The organism is Aureibaculum luteum (genome assembly GCF_003449015.1).
In the GTDB taxonomy this organism is placed as follows: Bacteria; Bacteroidota; Bacteroidia; order Flavobacteriales; family Flavobacteriaceae; genus Aureibaculum; species Aureibaculum luteum.
On the sequence record NZ_QRGD01000001.1, the window covers coordinates 1,013,248 to 1,036,164 of the forward strand.

At 31.3% G+C, this 22,917-nt stretch carries 20 protein-coding genes and 1 pseudogene; 10 read left to right on the forward strand and 11 right to left on the reverse strand.

Annotated elements, in window-relative coordinates; genetic code table 11:
- Positions 1-55: 55 nt before the first annotated feature.
- The 5 genes from D3P13_RS04460 to D3P13_RS04480 all read left to right on the forward strand — a co-directional run bounded on the left by D3P13_RS04460 (position 56) and on the right by D3P13_RS04480 (position 6,169).
- A complete protein-coding gene (locus D3P13_RS04460) occupies positions 56-2,029 on the forward strand; it encodes a ComEC/Rec2 family competence protein (RefSeq protein ID WP_232829134.1) in 1,974 nt (657 codons plus the stop codon).
- A gap of 47 nt (positions 2,030-2,076) precedes the next feature.
- Positions 2,077-3,084, forward strand: a complete 1,008-nt coding sequence (locus tag D3P13_RS04465; protein WP_117880069.1) for a sugar phosphate nucleotidyltransferase — start codon at positions 2,077-2,079, stop codon at positions 3,082-3,084.
- Between the two features lie 5 nt (positions 3,085-3,089).
- Positions 3,090-4,088 (forward strand): tetratricopeptide repeat protein, encoded by a 999-nt coding sequence (locus tag D3P13_RS04470; protein ID WP_157972827.1) that lies wholly within the window; start codon positions 3,090-3,092, stop codon positions 4,086-4,088.
- 1 nt (position 4,089) lies between these two features.
- Positions 4,090-4,863 (forward strand): DUF4292 domain-containing protein, encoded by a 774-nt coding sequence (locus D3P13_RS04475; RefSeq protein ID WP_117880071.1) that lies wholly within the window; start codon positions 4,090-4,092, stop codon positions 4,861-4,863.
- 94 nt (positions 4,864-4,957) lie between these two features.
- Positions 4,958-6,169, forward strand: a complete 1,212-nt coding sequence (locus D3P13_RS04480; RefSeq protein WP_117880072.1) for a murein hydrolase activator EnvC family protein — start codon at positions 4,958-4,960, stop codon at positions 6,167-6,169.
- A 4-nt stretch (positions 6,170-6,173) separates the two neighbouring features.
- Here D3P13_RS04480 and D3P13_RS04485 read toward each other — a convergent pair whose 3' ends face one another.
- The 3 genes and pseudogenes from D3P13_RS04485 to D3P13_RS22415 all read right to left on the reverse strand — a co-directional run.
- On the reverse strand, positions 6,174-6,683 hold the full coding sequence (locus tag D3P13_RS04485; protein ID WP_117880073.1) for an acyl-CoA thioesterase: 510 nt from the start codon (positions 6,681-6,683) through the stop codon (positions 6,174-6,176).
- Positions 6,684-6,812: 129 nt separating this feature from the next.
- Positions 6,813-7,364 carry an SPOR domain-containing protein gene (locus tag D3P13_RS04490; RefSeq protein WP_117880074.1) on the reverse strand — a complete coding sequence of 184 codons (552 nt, stop codon included), beginning with the start codon at positions 7,362-7,364 and terminating at the stop codon, positions 6,813-6,815.
- Positions 7,365-7,379: 15 nt separating this feature from the next.
- Positions 7,380-7,748: pseudogene (locus D3P13_RS22415) on the reverse strand (HU domain-containing protein); the annotation flags it as partial.
- Positions 7,749-7,872: 124 nt separating this feature from the next.
- Here D3P13_RS22415 and dprA point away from each other — a divergent pair.
- On the forward strand, positions 7,873-8,976 hold the full coding sequence (dprA, locus tag D3P13_RS04495) for a DNA-processing protein DprA (RefSeq protein ID WP_117880265.1): 1,104 nt from the start codon (positions 7,873-7,875) through the stop codon (positions 8,974-8,976).
- Here dprA and D3P13_RS04500 read toward each other — a convergent pair.
- From D3P13_RS04500 to D3P13_RS04530, 7 genes are all read right to left on the reverse strand, one after another.
- Positions 8,969-11,365, reverse strand: a complete 2,397-nt coding sequence (locus tag D3P13_RS04500; protein WP_117880075.1) for a hypothetical protein — start codon at positions 11,363-11,365, stop codon at positions 8,969-8,971. The two genes, dprA and D3P13_RS04500, sit on opposite strands and share 8 nt — an antisense overlap.
- Before the next feature lie 134 nt (positions 11,366-11,499).
- Entirely contained in the window at positions 11,500-13,860 is a 2,361-nt protein-coding gene (locus D3P13_RS04505; RefSeq protein WP_117880076.1) for a hypothetical protein, read from the reverse strand.
- Positions 13,861-13,942: 82 nt separating this feature from the next.
- Complete coding sequence (locus D3P13_RS04510; RefSeq protein ID WP_117880077.1) at positions 13,943-14,296, reverse strand: hypothetical protein; 354 nt, start codon at positions 14,294-14,296, stop codon at positions 13,943-13,945.
- A gap of 28 nt (positions 14,297-14,324) precedes the next feature.
- Positions 14,325-14,951 (reverse strand): carbonic anhydrase, encoded by a 627-nt coding sequence (locus D3P13_RS04515; RefSeq protein WP_117880078.1) that lies wholly within the window; start codon positions 14,949-14,951, stop codon positions 14,325-14,327.
- Complete coding sequence (locus D3P13_RS04520) at positions 14,948-16,828, reverse strand: SulP family inorganic anion transporter (RefSeq protein ID WP_117880079.1); 1,881 nt, start codon at positions 16,826-16,828, stop codon at positions 14,948-14,950. Before D3P13_RS04520 ends, D3P13_RS04515 begins: the two co-directional genes overlap by 4 nt.
- A gap of 22 nt (positions 16,829-16,850) precedes the next feature.
- Positions 16,851-17,480: a carbonic anhydrase family protein gene (locus tag D3P13_RS04525; protein ID WP_117880080.1), complete on the reverse strand. Its 630-nt coding sequence runs from the start codon at positions 17,478-17,480 to the stop codon at positions 16,851-16,853.
- Between the two features lie 117 nt (positions 17,481-17,597).
- Positions 17,598-17,891 carry a hypothetical protein gene (locus tag D3P13_RS04530; protein WP_117880081.1) on the reverse strand — a complete coding sequence of 98 codons (294 nt, stop codon included), beginning with the start codon at positions 17,889-17,891 and terminating at the stop codon, positions 17,598-17,600.
- A 128-nt stretch (positions 17,892-18,019) separates the two neighbouring features.
- On the opposite strand from D3P13_RS04530, the gene kbl reads away from it, so the two are divergent.
- The 4 genes from kbl to radA all read left to right on the forward strand — a co-directional run bounded on the left by kbl (position 18,020) and on the right by radA (position 21,973).
- On the forward strand, positions 18,020-19,216 hold the full coding sequence (kbl, locus tag D3P13_RS04535) for a glycine C-acetyltransferase (protein ID WP_117880082.1): 1,197 nt from the start codon (positions 18,020-18,022) through the stop codon (positions 19,214-19,216).
- A 9-nt stretch (positions 19,217-19,225) separates the two neighbouring features.
- Positions 19,226-19,675 carry a 6-pyruvoyl trahydropterin synthase family protein gene (locus D3P13_RS04540; RefSeq protein WP_117880083.1) on the forward strand — a complete coding sequence of 150 codons (450 nt, stop codon included), beginning with the start codon at positions 19,226-19,228 and terminating at the stop codon, positions 19,673-19,675.
- A 175-nt stretch (positions 19,676-19,850) separates the two neighbouring features.
- Positions 19,851-20,618: a UDP-2,3-diacylglucosamine diphosphatase gene (locus D3P13_RS04545; protein ID WP_198679955.1), complete on the forward strand. Its 768-nt coding sequence runs from the start codon at positions 19,851-19,853 to the stop codon at positions 20,616-20,618.
- Complete coding sequence (gene radA / locus D3P13_RS04550; RefSeq protein ID WP_117880084.1) at positions 20,618-21,973, forward strand: DNA repair protein RadA; 1,356 nt, start codon at positions 20,618-20,620, stop codon at positions 21,971-21,973. The genes D3P13_RS04545 and radA overlap by 1 nt, the downstream gene beginning before the upstream one ends.
- Positions 21,974-22,166: 193 nt before the next feature.
- Here the strand turns inward: radA and D3P13_RS04555 are convergent, their stop codons facing one another.
- Entirely contained in the window at positions 22,167-22,907 is a 741-nt protein-coding gene (locus D3P13_RS04555) for a class I SAM-dependent methyltransferase (protein ID WP_117880085.1), read from the reverse strand.
- Between the last annotated feature and the right edge of the window lie 10 nt (positions 22,908-22,917).

Genomic DNA, 22,917 nt, shown 5'->3' on the forward strand with positions numbered 1-22,917 from the left:
GAACATACTAAAATACATACCTGCACAACTTGTCTTTTTTTTAATTATTGGTATTGTGTTAGGGTTCTATATTGAATTAAGTATTTTCTTGGTTAGTGCTCTCTTAGTTTTTTCCATTCTATTACTATTAGTAACATACTTGCTTTCAAAGAAAAAAGAAAATCTGTATCATTATTTTACTTTCTGTACTTACACCATTTTTATGCTGATAGGTTTTGCTTCAATTACCTTTAAAAACCCTAATGTAAATAAAAAAAATTATCTCAACCATTTGTCAGATAATTCAAATGAAACGGAGTTAATAATTGTAGACATTTTAAAGCCAAATCGTTATTACGATAGCTATATTGCTAAAGTGGTCAACATTAACGGTGCTCGGTCGGTAGGAAAAATAAAGATTAATATCTTAAAAGATTCCACAAAGAATGATTTTTCCATAGATGATAAAATCATGGTTTTTGAAGATTTCAAGGAAATTAATAAACCTTTAAATCCATTTCAATTTAATTACAAAAATTACTTGATCAAACAACAGGTTCATCATTATATGACAATTTATAATGGAGCCATAATACCCTTAAATAATAATAAAACATCTTTAAAAGGACTAGCACATTCCCTTAGAAAAAAAATAAATAGTTCATTACATGAAAATGGATTTAAAGGTGACGAGTTAGCCATAATAAATGCATTACTGTTAGGACAGCGTCAAGAAATATCAAAAGAAATAATAGAGAATTACCAAAATGCCGGAGCCATACACATTTTGGCTGTTTCAGGATTGCATGTAGGAATAATTTTATTACTGCTCAACTTTTTGTTTAAACCTTTAGAAAGACTAAAACATGGTAAGATTATAAAATTAAGCGTTGTTGTACTCTTTTTATGGGCATTTGCCTTTATTGCGGGATTATCAGCGTCAGTTATTAGAGCAGTAACAATGTTTACTGCCGTTGCCATAGCACTAGCAACCAAAAAAGAGATTAACACATACAAAACCTTATTAATATCTATTTTCTTTCTGTTATTATTTAATCCTTTTTATCTTTTTGAAGTAGGTTTTCAACTCAGTTATTTAGCTGTGTTTTTTATCGTATGGGTACAGCCAAAATTATATAATCTATGGAAACCCAAATATAAAGTAATTGATTACACTTGGCAATTATTTACGGTTTCTATAGCCGCTCAATTAGGTGTTTTGCCTCTAAGTTTGTATTATTTTCACCAATTTCCAGGGCTGTTTTTTGTCGCCAATCTTATAATTATTCCCTTTTTAGGGATAATTTTAGGATTAGGGATAATAGTAATTCTCCTCGCTCTATTTGGCATATTACCGACTTTCATTGCCAATGTCTATGAAGAAGTAATCTCTATTCTAAATGCAACTGTGGGTTGGATAGGAAAACAAGAGTCTTTCTTATTTCAGAACATTTCTTTTACCATAGTTTCTACCATTTTAAGCTATTTGCTTATAATCACATTTTTTAATTGGTTTGAAACTAAAAACAAAACTGCCATAAAATATATTTTAATAGCTGTTATTTTATTTCAATCGAATTTAATTCTAGAAAAATACAATACCGAGCATGGTTCTGAATTTGTAATTTTTAATAAACCGAGGTATTCTATTCTTTTAAATAGAAATGGTAATAACACCAGTATTGAACATAGTTTTGACAGTATAACCAATAAAGGGTTTATTAAGGACTATTTAATTGGCACAAATTCAAAGCTTGAATCCGATGAAGATTTAATAAAAGATACATATCAATTTGGGGCTAAAAGAATAGTTGTAATTGACAGTTTTGGCATTTACAAAAATCTAAATATCAATCCAGAAATAATTTGGTTGCGAAACTCACCAAAGATAAATTTAGACCGATTAATAGATCAAATGAAACCAAAAACAATAATCGCTGATGCATCAAACTACAAAAACCTTGTAGAACAATGGCAAAAAACGAGTAAAACCAACAATATTCACTTCCATTACACCGTTAAAGATGGAGCATTTATGGAAAAATACTAAACCAGTTCAAATAACTATATTTGCTTTCTTTAAAAACAAAGTTACTTATGAAGATTATTGTCCCTATGGCAGGTATAGGTTCTCGCCTAAGACCTCACACTTTAACAATTCCTAAACCTTTAACATTAATAGCCGGAAAACCTATCGTACAACGACTGGTTGAAGATATTGCCGCTGTTTTAAAACAAGATGTTGAAGAAATTGCTTTTATTATAGGTCCTACTTTTCCTAAAGATACTGAAAGTAAATTATTAGCTATTGCAAAAGATTTAGGTGCAAAAGGTGTGGTAACAGTTCAAGAAACAGCTTTAGGTACAGCTCATGCTATACAATGTGCAAAGGAATCTTTAAATGGTCCTTGCGTTGTAGCTTTTGCCGACACGCTTTTTAAAGCTGATTTTACACTTGATGAAAATGCAGATGGTGCTATTTGGGTAAAACAAGTTGAAAACCCTAGTGCTTATGGTGTTATAAAAATGCAAGATGGTATTATTACTGATTTCGTTGAGAAACCAGAAACATTTATTTCAGATTTAGCCATTATAGGTATCTATTACTTTAAAAAAGGAGAAATTTTACGAGACGAAATTCAGTATTTGTTAGATAACGACATCAAAGATAAAGGCGAATATCAATTAACTGATGCATTAGAAAACATGAAGAAAAAAGGTATGAAGTTTGTACCTGGTCAAGTTGACGAATGGATGGATTGTGGTAATAAAGCAATCACCGTTGAAACAAATGGTAGAGTGTTGCAATTTGCAAAGCAAGCCGGACAAAACTTGGTATCAACATCTGTAATTTTGGAAAATTCAGAAATTATAGAACCATGCTATATCGGCGATAATGTAAAGTTAATTAATGCTAAAATTGGCCCGAATGTATCACTTGGCACAAATAGTGTAGTAGAAAACTCAACAATTAGTAATTCATTAATTCAAACGAATACTACTATTAAAAATGCAACTTTAGATAATGCAATGATTGGTAACAATGTTGAATACAATGGTGATTTCACCTCAATAAGCATAGGCGATTATTCTAATTTGGTTTAAGTTTAATGACAAAGTGGATTAAGCATATCATAGTTTTAATTATGATGAGTTTTTCTTTTATAGGATTTACTCAGAATGATTCATTGGCTCAAATATTTTTAGAAACAAAAGATGTCGAAGAGCTTAAAAAAGAACAAAGCAATCTCGATTTTGAAAAGTATTTCTTTGAAGCCTTGCAGCAAAAAGCTATCGGAAATTTTGACCAAGCTATCGTAGCTTTAGAAAAATGTCAAGATATAAGAAGCGATGACAAGGCATTAAATTTTGAGTTTGGTAAAAATTACTTTGAATTAGCAAAATACACTGAAGCTGAAGCCTTCGTACAAATTGCTTTAAAAAAAGATGTAAATAATTTGTTTATGCAAATTTTACTTAGAGATATTTATAACCGTCAAAACAACTTTAAAGCAGCTTTAGAAGTTCAGAAAAAAATTGCTGAGAAAAATGCCAATTCCGAATTAGATTTAGTTATTCTGTATATTAAAAATAATCAAATTGAAGACGCTAAAAAAATTCTATTAGATTTAGAAAAAAAGGGAACATTAGACGAAAATTTACTACCCTTTAAAGAATCCATTTTAAGCGGTAGCGTTTCAACTCCAGTAAATGAAACTACTGACAAAAATATAGAAGAACAGTCTTTAACGGAACTAAAAACTACCTATCAATCTGAAAAATCATTTAGAGTATTAAAGCAGTTATTAATTAGGTTAAATGAAAAAGAGAAATATTTAGAGCTGGAAAAAGAAAGTGCAACAGGAACAGAACTTTTTCCTGCCCAACCTTTCGTTTATTTAATGAATGCTAAAGCTCTTAATTATACCAAAAAATATGATCAAGCACTTCTTAAATTAGAAGTAGGATTAGATTATATAGTTGATGATGCTGTCCTTGAAGCTGATTTTTATGATCAAATGGGGTTGAGCTATAAAGGACTAAAAAATAATGTTGAAGCTTCTAAGAATTATAATAAAGCAACAGCAATAAGACAAAAAAAATCATAAAATGTTAAAAAATATTGCTTTTATAGTTATTGTTATGTTGTCATTTTCGGCGTGTAAATCAAAAAAAGTAACAAACACATCAGAGAATACGACTTTGTCATCTAAAAGAGTAATCAAGAATCATTATATCAATTCCTTTGATAAAAAGACCATCAATGCCAAGTTGAAAATTAAATATAAAGGAAAAAGTAATTTACCAAGTGTAACGGGTTCATTAAGACTTCAAAAAGATCAAACAATCTGGATTAGCCTAACAAAATTAGGTTTTTCTGTAGGTAAAGTATTAATAACACCTAATAGAGTTAGCTTTTACGAAAAAATAAACAGAACCTATTTTGATGGTGATTTTACCTTATTGAGTAATTTTTTAGGTACCGAATTAGATTTTCAAAAAGTACAAGATCTTTTATTGGGGCAGAGTTTACTAGACCTTAAAAAAGAGTCTTTTGACATCTCTTTTTCTGAAAAAAATTATCAGTTAAAACCAAAAGTTAGTCACCCTTTATTTGATATTCTCTTTTTGATAAACCCTATTAACTTTAAAATTAATAGTCAACAACTGAATCAAAAAGACGAAAACAATACGTTGGTTATTAATTATGCCAACTATGAAACTATAGAAAATGAATTTTTCCCAAGAGAAATTTACATTATTGCATCAGACAAAAAAAACACTTCTACCATAGATGTTGATTATAAGTCCGTTGAATTCAATAAATCACTTAGTTTCCCTTTTGAAATACCAAAAAATTACGAAAAAATAGAGCTGAAATAATAAAATATTTTAGTCCAAATAAATTGGCATAACTTTGTTGAAATATTTTTAAAATCTGAAATGCTATTTATCTAAAAAAGGATAGTTTTGTAATATGAACTTTAGAGTTGTCTTATTTATTATTATCTCCATATTCTTCACGATTTCTTCGTTGGGGCAATCAAAATCTCAATTAGAAAAAAAGAGAAAACAACTACAAGAAGAAATAAAAGAAACGCAAAATCTTTTATTTAAATCGAAAAAAGAAGCCGAGACCTTATTGTCTGAACTTGATGATTTAACTAAAATAATAAGCGTTCGTTCTCGATTAATTAGAACCATTGACGAGGAGGCAGAAGTGCTTTCAGAAGCCATTGCAAAAAATGAAAAGGAAATTAATTCCTTAGAGAAAAATCTATCTGTTTTAAAAAAGGATTACGCCAACATGGTGGTGAGTTCATATAAAAGTAAAAATAAACAAAGTCGCTTGCTATTTTTACTATCCTCAGAAAGTTTTACGCAAGCCTATAAACGTTTACAGTATATAAAACAGTACGCTACTTATAGAAAACAACAAGGAGAACAAATAAAGATTTCCGCAAATAAATTAAGTGTCTTAACCGATTCTTTACGAAATAAAGAAGACGAAAAACGATTGCTCATTGCTCTTCACACACAACAAAAAGATAGCATTGGCCGTGAAAAAAACACACAAGTAAGATTGGTCGGTAAAGTAAAAGCAAAAGAAAGAAAATATATTTCTCAAATAAAAAGTAAACAAGCTGAAGAGCGTAAAATAGACCGACAAGTAGACAAAATTATTGCAGCTGCCATTGCCAAGTCAAATAAAGGAACTGGGAAAAAAGCATCTTCGGGCTTTCATTTAACACCTGAAAATAAAAAATTGGCTAATAATCTAGTTGCAAATAAAGGTAAATTACCATGGCCGGTCAAAAAAGGTCTTATTATCAGAAAATTCGGAACTCAAAAACACCCTACAATGCCAGGTATCACCATTAATTCAAGTGGTATACATATTGCAACAGAAAAAGGAGCAAAAGCTAGAGCTATTTTTAAGGGAAAAGTGTTGTCTATCCAATTACAATCTGGTAGAAAAAAAATGGTATTGATTCAACATGGTAATTACATTACTGCATATAAAAACCTTGATGATGTATTGGTTAAATTAGGCGATAATGTTGATACTGGTGTTGAAATAGGCACAATTCATACGGATGCGATTAATGGTAAAACCGTTCTTATATTCAGTTTTATGAAAGAGATACAGCCTCAAAATCCTGAATCTTGGATTGGTAAACTTCTTTAAAGACTTAACCAAAAAGAGCCTTTAACTCATCAGCTTCTTCAGGTTTCATTTTACCAGACAAAATTAAACTTAATTGCTTTCTGCGTAGAGCTCCTTCAAAACGCTCTTTTTCTAATTCTGTTTCTGGTTTAATAACAGGTACTTTTACAGGAGAGCCCGTTAAATCAACCGCAACAAAAGTATAAATACCTTCGTTCACCTTTGATTTTTCACCACTCTCACGATCTTCTGTCCATACATCAGCATAAACTTCCATAGACGAGTTAAAAGCTCTAGAAACCTTCGATTCTATAATTAACACACTACCTACAGGTACGGCTTTATTAAAAGCTACGTGATTTACAGACGCCGTTACTACAATTCTATTTGAGTGCCTTTGTGCGGCAATACTACAAGCTCTATCCATTCTTGCTAAAAGCTCACCACCAAAAAGGTTATGTAAAGAATTCGTTTCTCCAGGCAGTACCATATCAGTTAATATCGTTAAAGATTCTTTTGGAGTTTTTATTTTCATTTTAAAAAAGTTAATCGTTATTTAAGTAGGCAAAGATAGAACGGTAACTCTAAATAAATAGTATTATGAAAAAAATATTAATTGTAGTAAGTACTTCGCTTATGGAAGGGTGTAGAATGGTAATGGTCTTTACAAATCTTGAGTCAATAACCAGGCAGCATCATTAGCTTCCGTTTCTCTAATTCTGTATAGGCTATTGATAGCGTCATTTATTTCGCTATAACTTTCATAAGAAACTTGAGTTAATCCCCATTTGTTAACACCTAAAATTCTTGCCTTATAACCACTAGTCGTTAATTGATTAACCAAACGCTGTGCGTTTTCTGGATAACGAAAAGCACCCGCTATAATATGATAAGGTTTTTTATCTAACGTTACCTCTACACTTAATGAAGGTAAAGCTTCAGAAACAATAAAAGTTGCTTTTTCAATTTTAGTTTGAGTTTCGCGTTCCTGTTCTTGATTGGCAATAATTTGCTGCTCTGAAAGGTTTTTTTGATAAATAGAATTAGCACCTAATCCTAATAAAGAAAGCCCTATTACAAATATAGCTGCATATTTTAAAAAGGCATTAGATTCTTTTTTCCTTTTTGCCTCTAACTGAACTGGTCTTGCAACAATTGGTGGAGTTTCCTTAAGTAACGTTTCTCTTTTTACTTCTGGTAGAACAAAAGAAGACATTCCAAATGATTCCGTTAAATAATTAATCTCTGTTTGAGTTTCAAAGATTATAGTATCATTATTATCTAAAGAAAATTTACCTATAGATTCTAATGTTAAATCTGATTGCTTAATAATATCATACCATTGGCCAACTTCAAATTTTATAAAATTTAAAGCATGCTCATAAGGTACTTGATCTAATGCTGCAATATAATTTGCTAATAAACCATCATTATTTTTTAAATGACTATTAAAAGTAATGAGCTTATGAGGAGGATAAAACGTTTTGGAATACGGGCTGATAATTGCCGATTTTGTATTCGTTACAAAACCACCAAACCCCGGAACAATTACACATTCGTAACGATATAATAAATCACTTATGTAATTACAAAGTCTCAGTTGAGTAAAATTTTAGGGGTTAAAGTCTAGTGTAACAAATGTAAAAAAAACTTTAGTTTAATTTAGCAATGGTTCACTTTTTTATTAACAAAGTTTGTATCTTAAATTTTTTAAAACCAAAAATTTGAAAAACGAAGAACTACTTCATTTATTAGCTTTAATTAATGCCAATGGTGTTGGTGATGTAATGGCTAAAAAATTAATAGCTCATTGTGGTAGTGCAACAGCTATATTTTCCGAAAAAACACAAAGTTTAGCCAAAATTCAAGGTGTTGGAACTTCAATAACATATGCCTTAAAGGACAAAACTATATTTGAAAGAGCTGCAGAAGAAATTGAGTTTATAGAAAAAAACAATATTCAATACTCCTATTTTCAGGATGATGATTATCCAAATTACCTAAAGCATTGTTTTGACGCCCCAATGTTCTTTTTTAAAAAAGGAAACATTGACATTAACAATTATAAAACCATTAGTATTGTGGGTACAAGACAGATGACTAGCTATGGTAAATCTGTATTAGAGGAACTCATTATAAATTTAAAAGAATACAATCCTGTTATAATTAGCGGCTTGGCCTATGGTGTAGATATTCATGCACATAAACTAGCCTTAGAACACAAGTTGCAAACCGTTGGAGTATTGGCCCATGGTTTAGATAGAATTTATCCTACCCTACATAAAAAACAAGCTGATCAAATGCTTAAAAATGGAGGTTTAATTACTGATTTTTGGTCAAAAACAAATCCTGATAGAGAGAATTTTGTTAAAAGAAATAGAATTGTAGCAGGGCTATCGCAGGCCACAATTGTCATCGAATCTGCTGAAAAAGGAGGTTCACTAATTACAGCTGATATTGCTAATTCTTACAACAGAGATGTATTTGCCATACCCGGAAGAATTACAGATGCTTATAGTAGAGGTTGCAACCAGTTGATAAAAACCAACAAAGCGGCTTCCTTAACTTCTGCTAAAGATATAGCCTACATCTTGGGGTGGGAAAAGGATGATGAAAAGAAAAAAGCTATTCAGCAACAATTGTTCATTGAACTGAATGACACTGAAAAACAAGTTTATAATTATCTATTAAAAGAGGGTAAACAACAACTAGACATTATTGCATTACACTGTAACTTGCCAATTTTTAAAATTGCTACTTTACTATTAACATTAGAGTTGAAAGGGGTTATTAAACCGCTCCCAGGTAAAATTTTTGAGGCTATTTAGCTAAATTAATCGTTTCACGTTTTGACCATAAACTACCATCATTAGACAGGCCTTCAATATAAAGATTTATAGTTTCAGAAGAATAATTTGGTATTTTAAAAATGAGTTCTCCTGTTTCATTAGGGGTTAGATTAGGTATCCAATGTATGGCCCCTAGTTTTAAAAATTCTTCTGAATTTGTATTTCTATAATTTGGTGTATAATATTCTTTAGGCACGGAAAACCCAAACAAATCGTCAATGGTCTGATATACATTTTTAGGGGTGCTTAATCTTTCATCTCTTCTTGTAAAAATTTTAATACTACCTGCTGGTGATTCACCTACATTAGGCGTTGTGCTTATATAAATATCCTCAACTTCAGAAACCTTGAGGCTAATTAAAGATTTAAAATCACCAAGCAATGGTACATTGTCAATAAAAACGGATGGTACTTTAGTACCACCAGGTATACTACGTCTACTAGTAATATTTACCTTATCAATAGAAACACTACCATCACCATTATGTAGAATTGTAGCAGTGGCAACATCAAAACCATTATTTCTAATTACGGAGGTTATAGGCTCTTGCTGAAATACTGATTCTTTTAAATTAATGTATTTTGCACCATACATTCTAATAAGTGGTGTCTTATTTTTAGGATCCTTTCGTTTGGTATTTGCTTTTAAAACTACGGGATCTAATAGCGTTCTGCCATTTAGATTAAGTTTATGTGTATTGTCATCAATCTTTTGGTCATAAGATTTATCATTGTTGGATACTTTTAAATTCACCAATGTATCTTTACTACTATTGGGATAAATCTTATAAGATACCAAAGGTTTTGTTAGTTTTCCTTTTATATTTTTTAAACTAAAATTAATACTTGTACTATCCGCTATGAATAGGTTTTCAAAACTAAAAGTTTTGTTCTCGATTACTACAGATTCATAAATTAAATTTTCGGGTGAAGATAACACCATTAAATCACCTGTTTTTTGTTTATATTTATTGAGACTTCCTTTAATTTGAAATCCAGCTTCAAACGCATAATTAGCTTTTGGAGGGTCTTTAAAAATAGCGTCCCAACTATACTTACTCCACCCTTGATTTAACAATAATAAATCTAAATCATATAATTTTTTACTATTAATGTCGCTAAAATAATAATAGGGGTTCTCTATATGGCCCTTTAGATAAGGAGCTAATAAAAATGTTGCAATTATGGTAGATTGATACTGGTAGGCTTCGTTTGATGCAGGTAAAACTGAAATGCTAAAATTCCCTTTAATTTCTGATGTTGTATTAGATTTAAGCGTAATAATACTTGAATCCCCTTTCGAAACTATATTAGTGGCTTCAATTTCTTTAATGGGCGTTTTTAATGCATTAAACACCAATCTTTCAGCAATAGGTTTATTATTTTCATTAGCTAAAGTAAAAATATTAATACCAGGTAACAATCCAGATTTTTTTACACTTATTAAATATTTTAATTTATCTGATTCAAAGTCTATTTTTACCTTTATTAACTGACCGTCTCGGTGTATTAAGAGATGATATTGCTTACCTAATAAATCTTGTAAGGTGTGGCTATTCGTTTCTAGAGCAATCAAAACATTATCACCATTTACAGCCTCCGTTTTTAAAGTTATTCCTTTTTTTTCTGCTAGTTCGATGGGTTTTATAATTTGTTTTCCATTTGCTAAAGTTAAATTTACAGTATATCTAACATTGTTTTTTGTGTCAAGTGTAAACTTTCCTAAGCCAAATTGATTGCTCTTAAAAGTGGTTATTATAATATTGTTCTCATCCGTAACAGTCCCTTCTTCAATAATAACACCATTACCAGAATCATTTATCAATTTTAGGCCAATAGTATTACTTACGTCTTGAACAATATGACCTCCTTCTGGCAACAACTGAAGATCATATTTAAATTCTTTTAAAACCTCTTTAGGTTCTTCTTCCTCATTACCTACAATTTCAAACATTTGAACATGAGACAAATCTTCCTTAAAATTTTTCATCCAGTTTGTTGTCGTCTTTATAAAATAAATGCCTGGGGTAAATTTTTGGTCAACTAAAAAATTTCCATTTGTAAATCCCTCAATTGCATAAAAGATTTTCGAGCATATAAAGCTACCTGATTCATCATAGATACTGACATAAATATTAGTACTACGCTCATAGGGTGTTTGATATCTATCATTATATATATAGCTCTTAAACCAAATTTCTTCACCAATAAAGTAGCTCGTTTTATTTAAATGTGTATAAAGTGTTTCTCGCTCTAATTCGAAATAATCGTTATACTTTTTGACGAGTTCGTCTGTAGAATTAATTTGTGAAAAAACTGTAACTGATAAATTAAGTACTACCAGAAATAAGAGAAATGATTTTTTCATAATGAATAGTTGTGACAAGACAGAAACACATATAAGATCAAAATGCCAATTGCATAAATGTAAATTTAGCTCCAGTAAAATAGGAGAAACAACGGGTGAATATTATTACATTACAATATTCTAATTATGTAAAGCTATTTAGCTAAATTAATCGTTTCACGCTTTGACCATAGACTTCCATCTATAGACATCCCTTCAATATAGATATTTATTGCATCTAAAGGATAATTTAGCATATTAAAAGTAAGTTCTCCTTTATCATTTGGTATTAGACTAGATATCCAAAGTAGGGTTCCGTATTTTGAAAAGGTATCAGAACTTGTATTGAGATAATTTGGCGAATAATACTCTTTTGGCATTGAAAATCCAAACAGGTTTTCATTAGTCTGGTACCCATCTCTTGGAATACTTAGGCCTTTTCCATTTCTTGTGAAAATTTTAATGGTTCCAGCAGGAGAATCTCCAGGATTTGGCGATTTACTAACATACATATCCTCAACCTGTGAAATTCTAAGTTGCGACAAGGCTTTAAAATCACCAAACAGTCGCATATTGTCAATATAAATAGTCGGTACATTTGTACCTCCAGGTACATTACGCCTTGCCACAATCTTTACATTATCCACAGTGGTAACAACGTCAAATCCGTTATTTCTAATTACGGAGGTTATAGGCTCTTGTTGAAAATTAGATTTAGTTAAATCAATATGTCTAGCACCATACATCTTTACAAGTGGCTTTTTTGTTGTTTCTTTTATTTTAGTTTTAGCTTTTAAAACCACAGCGTCTAATAATGTAGTACCATTAGCATTTAGATTCTCGGTTTGCTCAACTGTAGGTTGCGTATAAAATTTACTTTTTGGATAAGTGCTTACATTTTGTAAGTTGTCTTTACTCTTTTTAGGGGAAATGTTAACAGAAACCGTTGGTTTTTTTAATTTTCCATTTTTGTTTTTTAAACCAAAACTAATACTTGTGCTATCTGCTATGAATAGGTTTTCAAAATTAAAAGTTCCTTTTTCAATGACAGCAGCTTCGTGAATCTGATTTTCTGGTGAGGAGAGTACTAACAAATCTCCCGGTTTTTGTTTATAATTATTAAGACTTCCTTTGATTTGAAATCCGGTTTCAAACGCATAATTAGCTTTTGGTGGATTCTTGAAAATAGCATCCCAACTATACTTACTCCAACCCTGATTCAACAATAATAAGTCCAAATCATATTGAGTTCTGCGGTCTGTTGCTTGAAAATAATAATAGGGATCTTCTATATTACCTTTTATATAAGGAGCTAATAAAAAGGTTGATATTATTGTAGATTGGTCATTATTTGCTTCTGTTAATGAAGGTAAAACGGAAATACTAAAACTACCATTTATTTTAGCATTCATTTTCGTTTTTAGTGTTACAATACTAGAATCGCCTTTCGAAACTATTTTTGCAGCTTCAATTTCTTTAATGGGTGTTTTTAAAGTATTAAACACCAATCTTTCAGCAATAGGCTCATTATTTTCATTAACTAATGTAAGAATATTAATACCAGATAATAATTCCGATTTTTTTAAACTTATTAAATATTTCAACTTATCAGCCGTAAAGTCGACTTTTACTTTTATTAACTGACCATCTCGGTGAATTAATAGATCATATTGTTTACCTATTAAATCTGGTAAGGTAAGCCTATTCGTTTCTAGAGCAATCAATACATTGTCACCATTTGTTGCATTAACTTTAAGAGATATTCCTTTTCCTTTAGCAGGTTCAATTGGTTTTGTTATTTGTTTTTCATTTGCCAGAACTACATGTATACTATATTTAGTATCCTTTTTAGCATGAAGTGTAAACCTTCCTAATCCAAATTGATTACTTTTAAAAGTGGTTATTTCATTCTCTTTTTCATCTAATACAATGCCTTTTTTTATAATAACACCGTTTCCTTGCTCATTTATCAATTTAAAACCTATTGTGTTACTTACATTTTCTACAATATGTCCGCCTTCTGGTAATAGTTGTAAGTCATATTTATTTTCATCTGACAGCTTTTTGGTTACTTCTTGCTCATTACCAACAATTTCAAACATTTGAACATGAGACAAATCTTCCTTAAAATTTTTCATCCAGTTGGTTGTCGTCTTTATGTAATAAATTCCTGGAGTAAATTTCTGGTCAACAAAAAAGTTTCCATTTGCAACGCCCTCAGATGCATATATAATCTTTGAGCTTATTAAACGACCTAATTCATTATAAATGCTAACATAAATATTTGTGCTACTCGCGTAAGGTGTTTGATACCTGCCATTATAGATATAGCTCTTAAACCAAATCTCTTCACCGATAAAGTAGCTCGTTTTATTTAAATGTGTATAAAGTGTTTCTCGCTCTAATTCAAAATAATCATTGTACTTTTTTACTAATTCTTCAGAAGATTTTATTTGTGAAAAAACTGTAAATGACAAGTTTAGTAATACCAAAAGTAAGAGAAATGATTTTTTCATATTGTTTTGTTGCGACAGGAAGAAATCAAATATATGACAAAATATAAATTATAAAGGTATTGTTAATAAAATATTTTTTTATTTATATCACTCCTTTCTCAACAAAATACTGTACCACGGCCTCTTTCATTAAAACAGATTGTTCGCCTGCTTTTAAAAAAGGCAATTCTTCTTTAATTTTGAAATGTGGCCAGCCATCATCGTCGAAAAAATCAAATTCGTAATAACCGAGCGGTTCTAATAATCTGCAAATAGCAATATGCATTAAGTCTACTTTATCGTCTTTTTTAAACTTACGATACCCTTGCCCTAATTCTTGAACACCAATTAGATATATAATAGCATCCAAATCAACTGCTTCTCCATCGGCAAATTGCATTGAAATTCTAGTCTTCAACACTTCCCATTTTTCTTTTAATTCTATATCTCTAGACATTCTTCTTTCTTATAAAAACCTTGCAAATTTAATCTAAATGATAGATCTCCATTATATGTTCTAAGATATTTTCAAAATCAATTTTCAAATCGATCAGTTTACCTGTATGAATATCGAAAACCCAACCATGAACTTTTAAATCTCTCTCTCTATATGCTTTTTGTACTGCTGCTGTTTTAATTAAATTAACACATTGTTCTTGAACGTTTAATTCAACTAACCTATCATATTTTTTTTCTTCATCTTTTATTCCATCTAATTCCGCCTTATGAATACGATATACATCTCTAATATTTCTTAACCACGGATTTAATATACCTAAATCTGCCGATTGCATAGCAGCTTTTACACCACCACAAGCATAATGCCCACAAACAACAACATGATTTACTTTTAAATGATCAACGGCGTAATTAACAACTGACATTACATTCAAATCAATGCTTATAACCATATTGGCGATGTTTCTGTGTACAAAAACATCGCCAGGTTCTAAGCCCATTAAATCTTCAGCTGCTACCCTACTATCTGAGCATCCTATATACAATAACTCCGGGTTTTGACCACTTCCTAATTTAGTAAAGTAGTCATTATCTACAGCTAACTTATTATGAATCCACTTTTTATTATTATCAAAAATACTATCTAGATTCATTTATTATTTTTAGTACTATTATCACTAACGTTGGCTTTTATCCAAACTAAGCATTCTTTAAAAGTAGTAAAAATATTCTCTTTTGGGATTAAATCAGGAATTATATCAATACGTTCCATTAAATAATAAGGTTGCTCTAAAACATCAACCAGTAAAACATCTTTTCCTTGTTGTTTTAAATCCACAAAAACATCTTCCAAAGCATACAATCCTGATTGATCTAAATATTGCATTCTATCCATTCTGAAAACAACAGCAGTTGCAGTTTCAGGTATTTGTTTTGCTAAACTCTGAAATTCGCTAGTGGAACCAAAAAATAATGGACCTTTAACATGTTTTATAAACACCTCTTCTTTTAATATCTCTGGCATTTCCATTTCATCATCCCAATATTTCTCTTTTGACAAAGACTTAACGTCTGAACGTTTCGCCGTTAAATCGCCAATTTTTTTCATAAACATTAACGAAGCAATTACAAGCCCAATCCCTACAGCGTAAACCAAATTCCAAAAAGTAGAAAGCAACAAAACGACAATCATTATTATTACTTCAGAACTCACTTTTATTCCGGCTATCTTTGCATCTCTTGGTAAACTAGGAATTGCTCTTAGGCCTTTATAATCCATTACTCCAATACCTACAGTTATTAAAATACCAGCCAATACTGCTGCTGGAATTTGTGATGCTACAGGACTCAAAACTAATAGAATTATAAGTAACATAACACCGGCAATCATTCCTGAAAGTCTTGTTTTACCTCCTGCATTAATATTTACAACTGTTCTAATAGTTGCTCCCGCTCCTGGTAAACCTCCAAAAAGTGCCCCAATAGTATTTCCTATACCTTGTCCTACTAGTTCTTTATTCGGTTTATGCTTCGTTTTGGTCATATTGTCAGCAACAACACTCGTTAATAAAGAATCTATTGCACCAAGTAAAGCTAGGGTAAGAGCTGTAAATATATAGGGTGTAAGTGCACTCAAGCTAAATTCTGTAAAAATTTCTAACTTAGGAATTGGTAACCCCGTTGGTATTTGTTCAATAGGTCTATAGTCTAAATCAAAACCAACAGCAACTCCAGACACAACCACAAGGGCCACTAATGCACTCGGAATTTTCGTAGTAATTCTTTTAAATCCATAGATAATAATTATTGTCGCTAATGCTAACATTAATTCTAAAAACTCAATATTTTGCAAAGCTCTACCAATTACTTTAAAAGTACCTAGAACACCTGAAGCCTCTTTACCTGCTAATGTTTTAGATTCTTTATCAATATCTGCTTGAGTAATTAATTCAGCTCTTACAATAGTCTCTTTAAAATTTTCCAAGACCAATATTCCTTCACCTGCTTCTTCTTTTAAAATATTATCTAATATAATCTCCTCTGCTTGTGGTTTAAATTGATTTACATATTCTGCATCTTCTTTCGGGTAATAACCAACCGCGGGTAATATTTGGGTCACTAAAATAATAACACCAATGGCTGTCATAAACCCTGAAACTACTGGGTAAGGTATGTATTTTATATATTTACCAAACCCAAGAACACCAAGCCCTATCTGCATTAAGCCCGCCAATAAGAAAACTGCTAAAATTACAGGTAATGCTTTGTTAACATCTCCATCATAGGCAGCTACTAAACCTGCAATTATAACCATACTAACTGCTGTCATTGGTGCCGTTGGACCCGATATTTGAGTACTCGTACCACCAAAAAGTGCAGCAAAAAAACTGATAAAAATAGCTCCGTATAGACCCGCACTTGGACCTAAGCCTGAAGATACCCCAAAAGCTAAAGCTAATGGTAAGGCTACAATTCCGGCAGTAATTCCACCAAATGCATCTCCTCTAAAATTTGAAAATAATTTTTTCATAATTTGTTTTTTAGTTTATTAATTATTCATCAAACTTTACTTCGCCTGTATTTACATCATACATGGCTCCAATAATTTTAATTTCACCATTTTTTTCCATTTCAGTAAGTATTGGGCTTTCTGCATGAATTCTATCAATCATTAATTGTACATTCACATGAGATACTTCGTCTACAAATTCTAAATTTTTAGAACTTCTTAAGCTTTCATCTTTTGGCTCTGTAACAGCATTAACTGCTGGTGCTATTTTTTGAACTAATTTAGTTAAATTGCCCATTTCTGCATGGTCGCATGCTCCTTTTACCGCACCACAACTTGTATGTCCTAAAACTACAATTAGCTCTGTTCCTGCTAACTTACAAGCAAATTCCATACTACCCAAAATGTCTTCATTTACAATATTACCTGCTATACGTACACTAAAAATATCGCCTAACCCTTGGTCAAAAACTAATTCGGCTGAAACTCTAGAATCTATACAGCTTAATATAGTAGCAAATGGAAATTGTCCATCGCTTGTATCATTTACTTGTTCTAAAAGGTTTCGGTTAGCCTTCAGGTTGTTTTGAAATCTTTGGTTTCCTTCTTTTAAATATTGCAATGACTTATCTGGAGTCATTGTTGCCTGTGTTTCTTTTGTATGTGCTTTCATTCTTAATTTTTTTATGTTTAATATTTATTACAATAGATTTAACTTAAACCGATTATAAAATGGTTTATATGTTAAATGATAAAAAATAAATCTTCAATAAGATTTATACCTATAAAATTAAGAAAATTCAGGCGGTGGTAAGTGAAGTTTTGGAAAGAAATTTGAAGATAATTCACCGTAGCTTCCTATCGGTAATATCACAAATTCTATAATAGAATCGTTATTGTCTTCATTCTGAAATATTTTTGTTTTAATATCTTTCTCTACTTCGCTTTCCTTTTTTTCCTCTTCATTTAAACTAAACACTGAAGAAATATCATTAGAACTATCTAATAAAGAAATAATAGTAGGTGTTAAAATAAAATTAACAAATACTACTAATAAAATAATAGAAAGACTTTTTTTCAACATTAATATTCCAGATTTATGGAAGGCAAATATAATATTTTTAAATGAACGAGTAACGTGTTTTTTAGACCTTTTTCCAAAAGAATACTTAGAATTCTATTACATTTGTACTTTTACATTAATACTCAATTATGTACAGCAATATCAAACAATACTTACAAAACGAATTACAAGAAATTAAAGAAGCAGGTTTATATAAATCTGAACGAATTATTACTTCAGCTCAAGATGCCGTTATAAAAATATCTACCGGTCAAGAGGTGATTAATTTTTGTGCAAATAATTACTTAGGACTCTCTAACCATCCTGAAGTTATTCAAGCTGCAAAAGACACTATGGACACACATGGTTACGGAATGTCTTCCGTACGTTTTATTTGTGGCACACAAGACATCCATAAAGAATTAGAAAAACGCATAGCTAGTTTTTATGGTTTTGAAGACACTATTTTATATGCCGCGGCTTTTGATGCTAATGGCGGAATTTTTGAACCCCTTTTAGGAAAAGAAGATGCTATTATTTCCGATTCTTTAAATCATGCATCAATTATTGATGGTGTTCGTTTGTGTAAAGCGGCACGTTATCGTTATGAAAATAACAATATGGAAGAATTGGAAGCTCGATTAAAAGAAGCTAATGAAGCAGGAGCTCGATTTAAACTAATTGTTACAGATGGCGTATTTTCAATGGATGGAATTGTTGCTAGCTTGGATAAAATATGTGATTTAGCTGAAAAATATGACGCCATGGTTATGGTAGATGAATGTCACGCTACAGGATTTATTGGTAAAACAGGAAAAGGCACATTAGAATTAAAAAATGTACTAAACCGTGTTGATATTGTCACTGGAACATTAGGAAAAGCCTTGGGTGGAGCCATGGGTGGATACACAACTGCTAAGAAGGAAATTATTGAACTATTAAGACAACGTTCTAGACCATATTTATTTTCAAATTCATTAGCACCAGCTATTGTTGGAGCCTCTTTAAAAGTATTTGACTTGCTAGAAAATGACACTTCCTTACGAGATAAATTAGAGTGGAACACTAATTATTTCCGTAACGGGATGGAAAAAGCAGGGTTTGATCTTGTTGGTGCAGATGCGGCAATTGTACCCGTTATGCTATACGATGCAAAATTATCTCAAGACATGGCAAATGCTTTGTTAGATGAAGGAATTTATGTTATTGGATTCTTTTTTCCTGTAGTACCAAAAGGAAAAGCACGAATTAGAGTACAGTTATCGGCAGCACACAGTCAAGAACATTTAGATAAGGCAATCGCTGCTTTTACTAAAGTAGGAAAACAACTTAATGTCATTCAATAATCTTGAGCTATGAGCATCATACGAATTACTAAACATTTCGATTTTGAAACGGCACATGCACTATATGGTTACGATGGTAAGTGTAAAAACATTCACGGGCATAGTTATCAATTGTATGTTACCATAATCGGTACCCCAATTAACGATGCCAATCATGTAAAAAACGGAATGGTACTCGATTTTGGAGATTTAAAAAAAATTGTAAAATCTGAGGTTGTAGATATTTTTGACCATGCCACTGTATTAAATGCGAATTCACCACATAAAGAATTGGCTGCTAAAATTGAAAGTCATTCGTCAAGAGTTATTTTGGTCAATTATCAGCCAACAAGTGAAAACATGCTGGTCGATTTTGCAGATAAAATCAGTAAGAAATTACCAGAATCGGTAAACCTACATTCTTTAAAATTATGCGAAACCAATAATTCGCATGCAGAATGGTTTGCTAAAGATCAGTAAGTGATTTTCAATAAACAGTTATTGTAAAAACCGAAATTCAAATCATAACTAAAAATTTCTAGAGATCTTAAAAGGCTCCATTTTAGAGAGAGGTCAAAGGCGTGTTATCGTTTTGTAAAAGTAATTACTTCTAAATGTTGCGAGTTTTCGCTATTTTTGAAGTCAAATTAGATTAATGAACATCACCATTCCTAGCAACAAAAAAATATATTTCGCATCTGATCAACACTTGGGGTTACCCAATCATAAAGATAGCTTAGTACGCGAAAAGATTTTTATAAAATGGTTAGATACTGTCAAACAAGATGCAGAAGCCATTTTTTTATTAGGCGATCTCTTCGATTTTTGGTTTGAGTATAAAAAGGTTGTACCGAAAGGATTTATTCGTGTATTAGGCAAACTAGCCGAAATTAGAGACAGTGGCATACCCATTTACTTTTTTGTAGGTAATCATGATTTATGGATGGATGATTATTTTGAAAAAGAATTGAATATTCCAGTATATCACAAACCTAAAGAGTATACCATCAATAATAAAACATTCTTAATTGGTCATGGAGATGGTTTAGGCCCAGGAGACAAAGGCTATAAAAGAATGAAAAAAGTATTTACCAATCCTGTTTCAAAATGGTTATACCGTTGGTTGCATCCTGATATTGGTATGCGATTAGGAGTGTATTTATCGACCAAAAACAAAATGATTTCTGGAGATGAAGATGCCAAATTTTTAGGCGAAGAAAATGAATGGTTGGCACAATATTGCAAACGAAAATTAGAAACAAAACATTACGATTATTTTATCTTCGGACACCGCCATTTACCTATGGAAATTGAAGTTGGAGACAACAGTAAATACATCAACCTAGGAGATTGGATTAATCATTTAACCTATGGTGTTTTTGATGGAGATACTATAGAGTTAAAAAAACATATTACTGAATAATGGCCAAAACCAAAACAACATTTTTTTGTCAAAATTGTGGTACGCAACACGCTCAATGGGCGGGTAAATGTAATGTATGTAACGAATGGAATACCATTGTTGAAGAAGTAATTCAAAAAGAAGAAAAACGTGCTTGGAAACAATCTTCACCTTCCAAAAAAGTGGCAAAACCCTTAAAAATTAATGATATTGCCATTAATGAAGAAGATAGAATTGACACCCAAAACAATGAGCTAAATAGAGTATTAGGTGGTGGATTGGTAAAAGGTTCAATGACGCTTTTAGGAGGCGAACCTGGAATTGGAAAATCGACCTTAATTTTGCAAGTAGCCTTAACCATAGATAAAAAAGTGCTATATGTTTCGGGCGAGGAAAGTCAATCGCAAATTAAAATGCGAGCAGAAAGGCTTAAAAACACCAATACAGAATGTTTGATTCTTACAGAAACTAAAACCCAAAACATCTTTAAAAGTATAGAAGAAACCCAACCAGATGTGGTTGTTATTGACTCTATTCAAACTTTACAAACCGATACTATTGAAGCGTCACCCGGTAGTATTTCTCAAATACGAGAAACTACTGCAGAACTCATAAAATTTGCTAAAGAAACGGCAACACCAGTTATTTTAATTGGCCATATCACCAAAGAAGGAACTATTGCAGGACCTAAAATTTTAGAACACATGGTAGATGTAGTTTTACAGTTTGAAGGCGACAGAAACCATACCTATCGTATTTTAAGAGCACAAAAAAATCGTTTCGGTTCCACTGCAGAACTTGGTATTTACGAAATGCAAGGTTCAGGATTACGAGAAGTTGAAAACCCATCTGAAATACTAATTTCAGAAAAAGACGAGTCCTTAAGCGGTACTGCTATTGGAGCAACATTGGAAGGCATGCGGCCCCTAATGATAGAAGTTCAAGCTTTAGTGAGCACAGCTGTTTACGGTACACCTCAACGATCAACAACAGGTTATAATACAAAAAGGCTCAATATGATTTTAGCCGTATTAGAAAAACGAGCGGGATTCCGTTTGGGTGCAAAAGATGTCTTTTTAAATATTGCAGGGGGAATTTCAGTAGACGACCCAGCGATTGATTTAGCAGTTGTAGCTTCTATACTTTCTTCAAATGAAGATGAAGCTATTCCACAAGATTATTGCTTTGCTGCTGAAGTTGGTTTGGCGGGTGAAATTAGACCCGTTAATCGTGTTGAACAACGAATTTTAGAAGCTGAAAAATTAGGATTCCAAAAGATTATGGTTTCAAAATACAACAAAATTCCATCTAAAAAGTATAACATTAAAATAGTACTCGTTTCTAAAATTGAAGATGTATATCAGCAGTTATTTTAGACTTAATTTTAACGAATTATCAATAATTTTTAGAAATTTTACGCTAAGAAAAAAGACTACTTAGTATTTAATCTAACTCTAAAAAATGTTAAATTACTGACTGTCAAGAACCTGTAATATTCTCTTCATTAATAAATAATTCTGAAAACAAACCAATTGGTGTCAATTGGTTTTATCTTAAATAAATGCGTAACTACTTAACTTTCTTTAGCTGTACAACAAGATTTGGTGAATTTGTAGCTACAAAATTATCCTTTTTAAAATTTCCATAGAAGTTACAAGTGAATCCAATTTCAGTTGCTATTTTTTCAAAACCACTTTTTGAATGAGGGTATAACTTTGTTATTATCTGGCTAACTTGTTTCTTTTTCTTGTCATTTTTTTCTATGATAAAGTCAATATCGTTTGTATTGATATTGTACTTTCTAAGTATAGAAACCTCATCATTTTCATATACATTAAGTATATGAATGCCACTTTCGGGCAGCTTCGCATAATTTACAATTTGGAAAAGTACTTCACCACCAAAATTTAAAATACCGTAGAGTTTTGACATTAAACCACTAACTTCTTGCATATTGATATTGGCAATGGTGTTGCCTAAAGAAACAATAAAATCATATCTCTTGTCTTTTATCGAAAATGCTGTTAATCCAGATTCTATAAAATTAATATTAGCATCAAATTTTTCTGCATTTTTTAAGGCTTGCTGCAACATTCCTTTAGAGTGATCAATGGCATCTACCTGTAGTCCTAATTTAGACAATGCAATGGAATCTGCTGCTGTACCGCATCCTAAGTCAAGAGCCGTCTTATAATTTGTTAACAGAAAGTTTTTAAAAAAAGAGGTTTTATTCTTAAGTGCATTTTCAAAATTGATCATTACATCATAATCATCGGAAAGCTCATCAAAAAATTGGCTATTTGAGGTCATTTATTTTATT

Bases quoted from the DNA above. Each gene is read 5' to 3' on its own strand.
- D3P13_RS04465 (WP_117880069.1), top strand. From the start codon at position 2,077: ATGAAGATTATTGTCCCTATGGCAGGTATAGGTTCTCGCCTAAGACCT.
- D3P13_RS04470 (WP_157972827.1), top strand. From the start codon at position 3,090: ATGACAAAGTGGATTAAGCATATCATAGTTTTAATTATGATGAGTTTT.
- D3P13_RS04475 (WP_117880071.1), top strand. From the start codon at position 4,090: ATGTTAAAAAATATTGCTTTTATAGTTATTGTTATGTTGTCATTTTCG.
- D3P13_RS04480 (WP_117880072.1), top strand. From the start codon at position 4,958: ATGAACTTTAGAGTTGTCTTATTTATTATTATCTCCATATTCTTCACG.
- D3P13_RS04485 (WP_117880073.1), bottom strand. From the start codon at position 6,683: ATGAAAATAAAAACTCCAAAAGAATCTTTAACGATATTAACTGATATG.
- D3P13_RS04490 (WP_117880074.1), bottom strand. From the start codon at position 7,364: ATGTCTTCTTTTGTTCTACCAGAAGTAAAAAGAGAAACGTTACTTAAG.
- D3P13_RS04500 (WP_117880075.1), bottom strand. From the start codon at position 11,365: ATGAAAAAATCATTTCTCTTATTTCTGGTAGTACTTAATTTATCAGTT.
- D3P13_RS04505 (WP_117880076.1), bottom strand. From the start codon at position 13,860: ATGAAAAAATCATTTCTCTTACTTTTGGTATTACTAAACTTGTCATTT.
- D3P13_RS04510 (WP_117880077.1), bottom strand. From the start codon at position 14,296: ATGTCTAGAGATATAGAATTAAAAGAAAAATGGGAAGTGTTGAAGACT.
- D3P13_RS04515 (WP_117880078.1), bottom strand. From the start codon at position 14,951: ATGAATCTAGATAGTATTTTTGATAATAATAAAAAGTGGATTCATAAT.
- D3P13_RS04520 (WP_117880079.1), bottom strand. From the start codon at position 16,828: ATGAAAAAATTATTTTCAAATTTTAGAGGAGATGCATTTGGTGGAATT.
- D3P13_RS04525 (WP_117880080.1), bottom strand. From the start codon at position 17,480: ATGAAAGCACATACAAAAGAAACACAGGCAACAATGACTCCAGATAAG.
- D3P13_RS04530 (WP_117880081.1), bottom strand. From the start codon at position 17,891: ATGTTGAAAAAAAGTCTTTCTATTATTTTATTAGTAGTATTTGTTAAT.
- kbl (WP_117880082.1), top strand. From the start codon at position 18,020: ATGTACAGCAATATCAAACAATACTTACAAAACGAATTACAAGAAATT.
- D3P13_RS04540 (WP_117880083.1), top strand. From the start codon at position 19,226: ATGAGCATCATACGAATTACTAAACATTTCGATTTTGAAACGGCACAT.
- D3P13_RS04545 (WP_198679955.1), top strand. From the start codon at position 19,851: ATGAACATCACCATTCCTAGCAACAAAAAAATATATTTCGCATCTGAT.
- radA (WP_117880084.1), top strand. From the start codon at position 20,618: ATGGCCAAAACCAAAACAACATTTTTTTGTCAAAATTGTGGTACGCAA.
- D3P13_RS04555 (WP_117880085.1), bottom strand. From the start codon at position 22,907: ATGACCTCAAATAGCCAATTTTTTGATGAGCTTTCCGATGATTATGAT.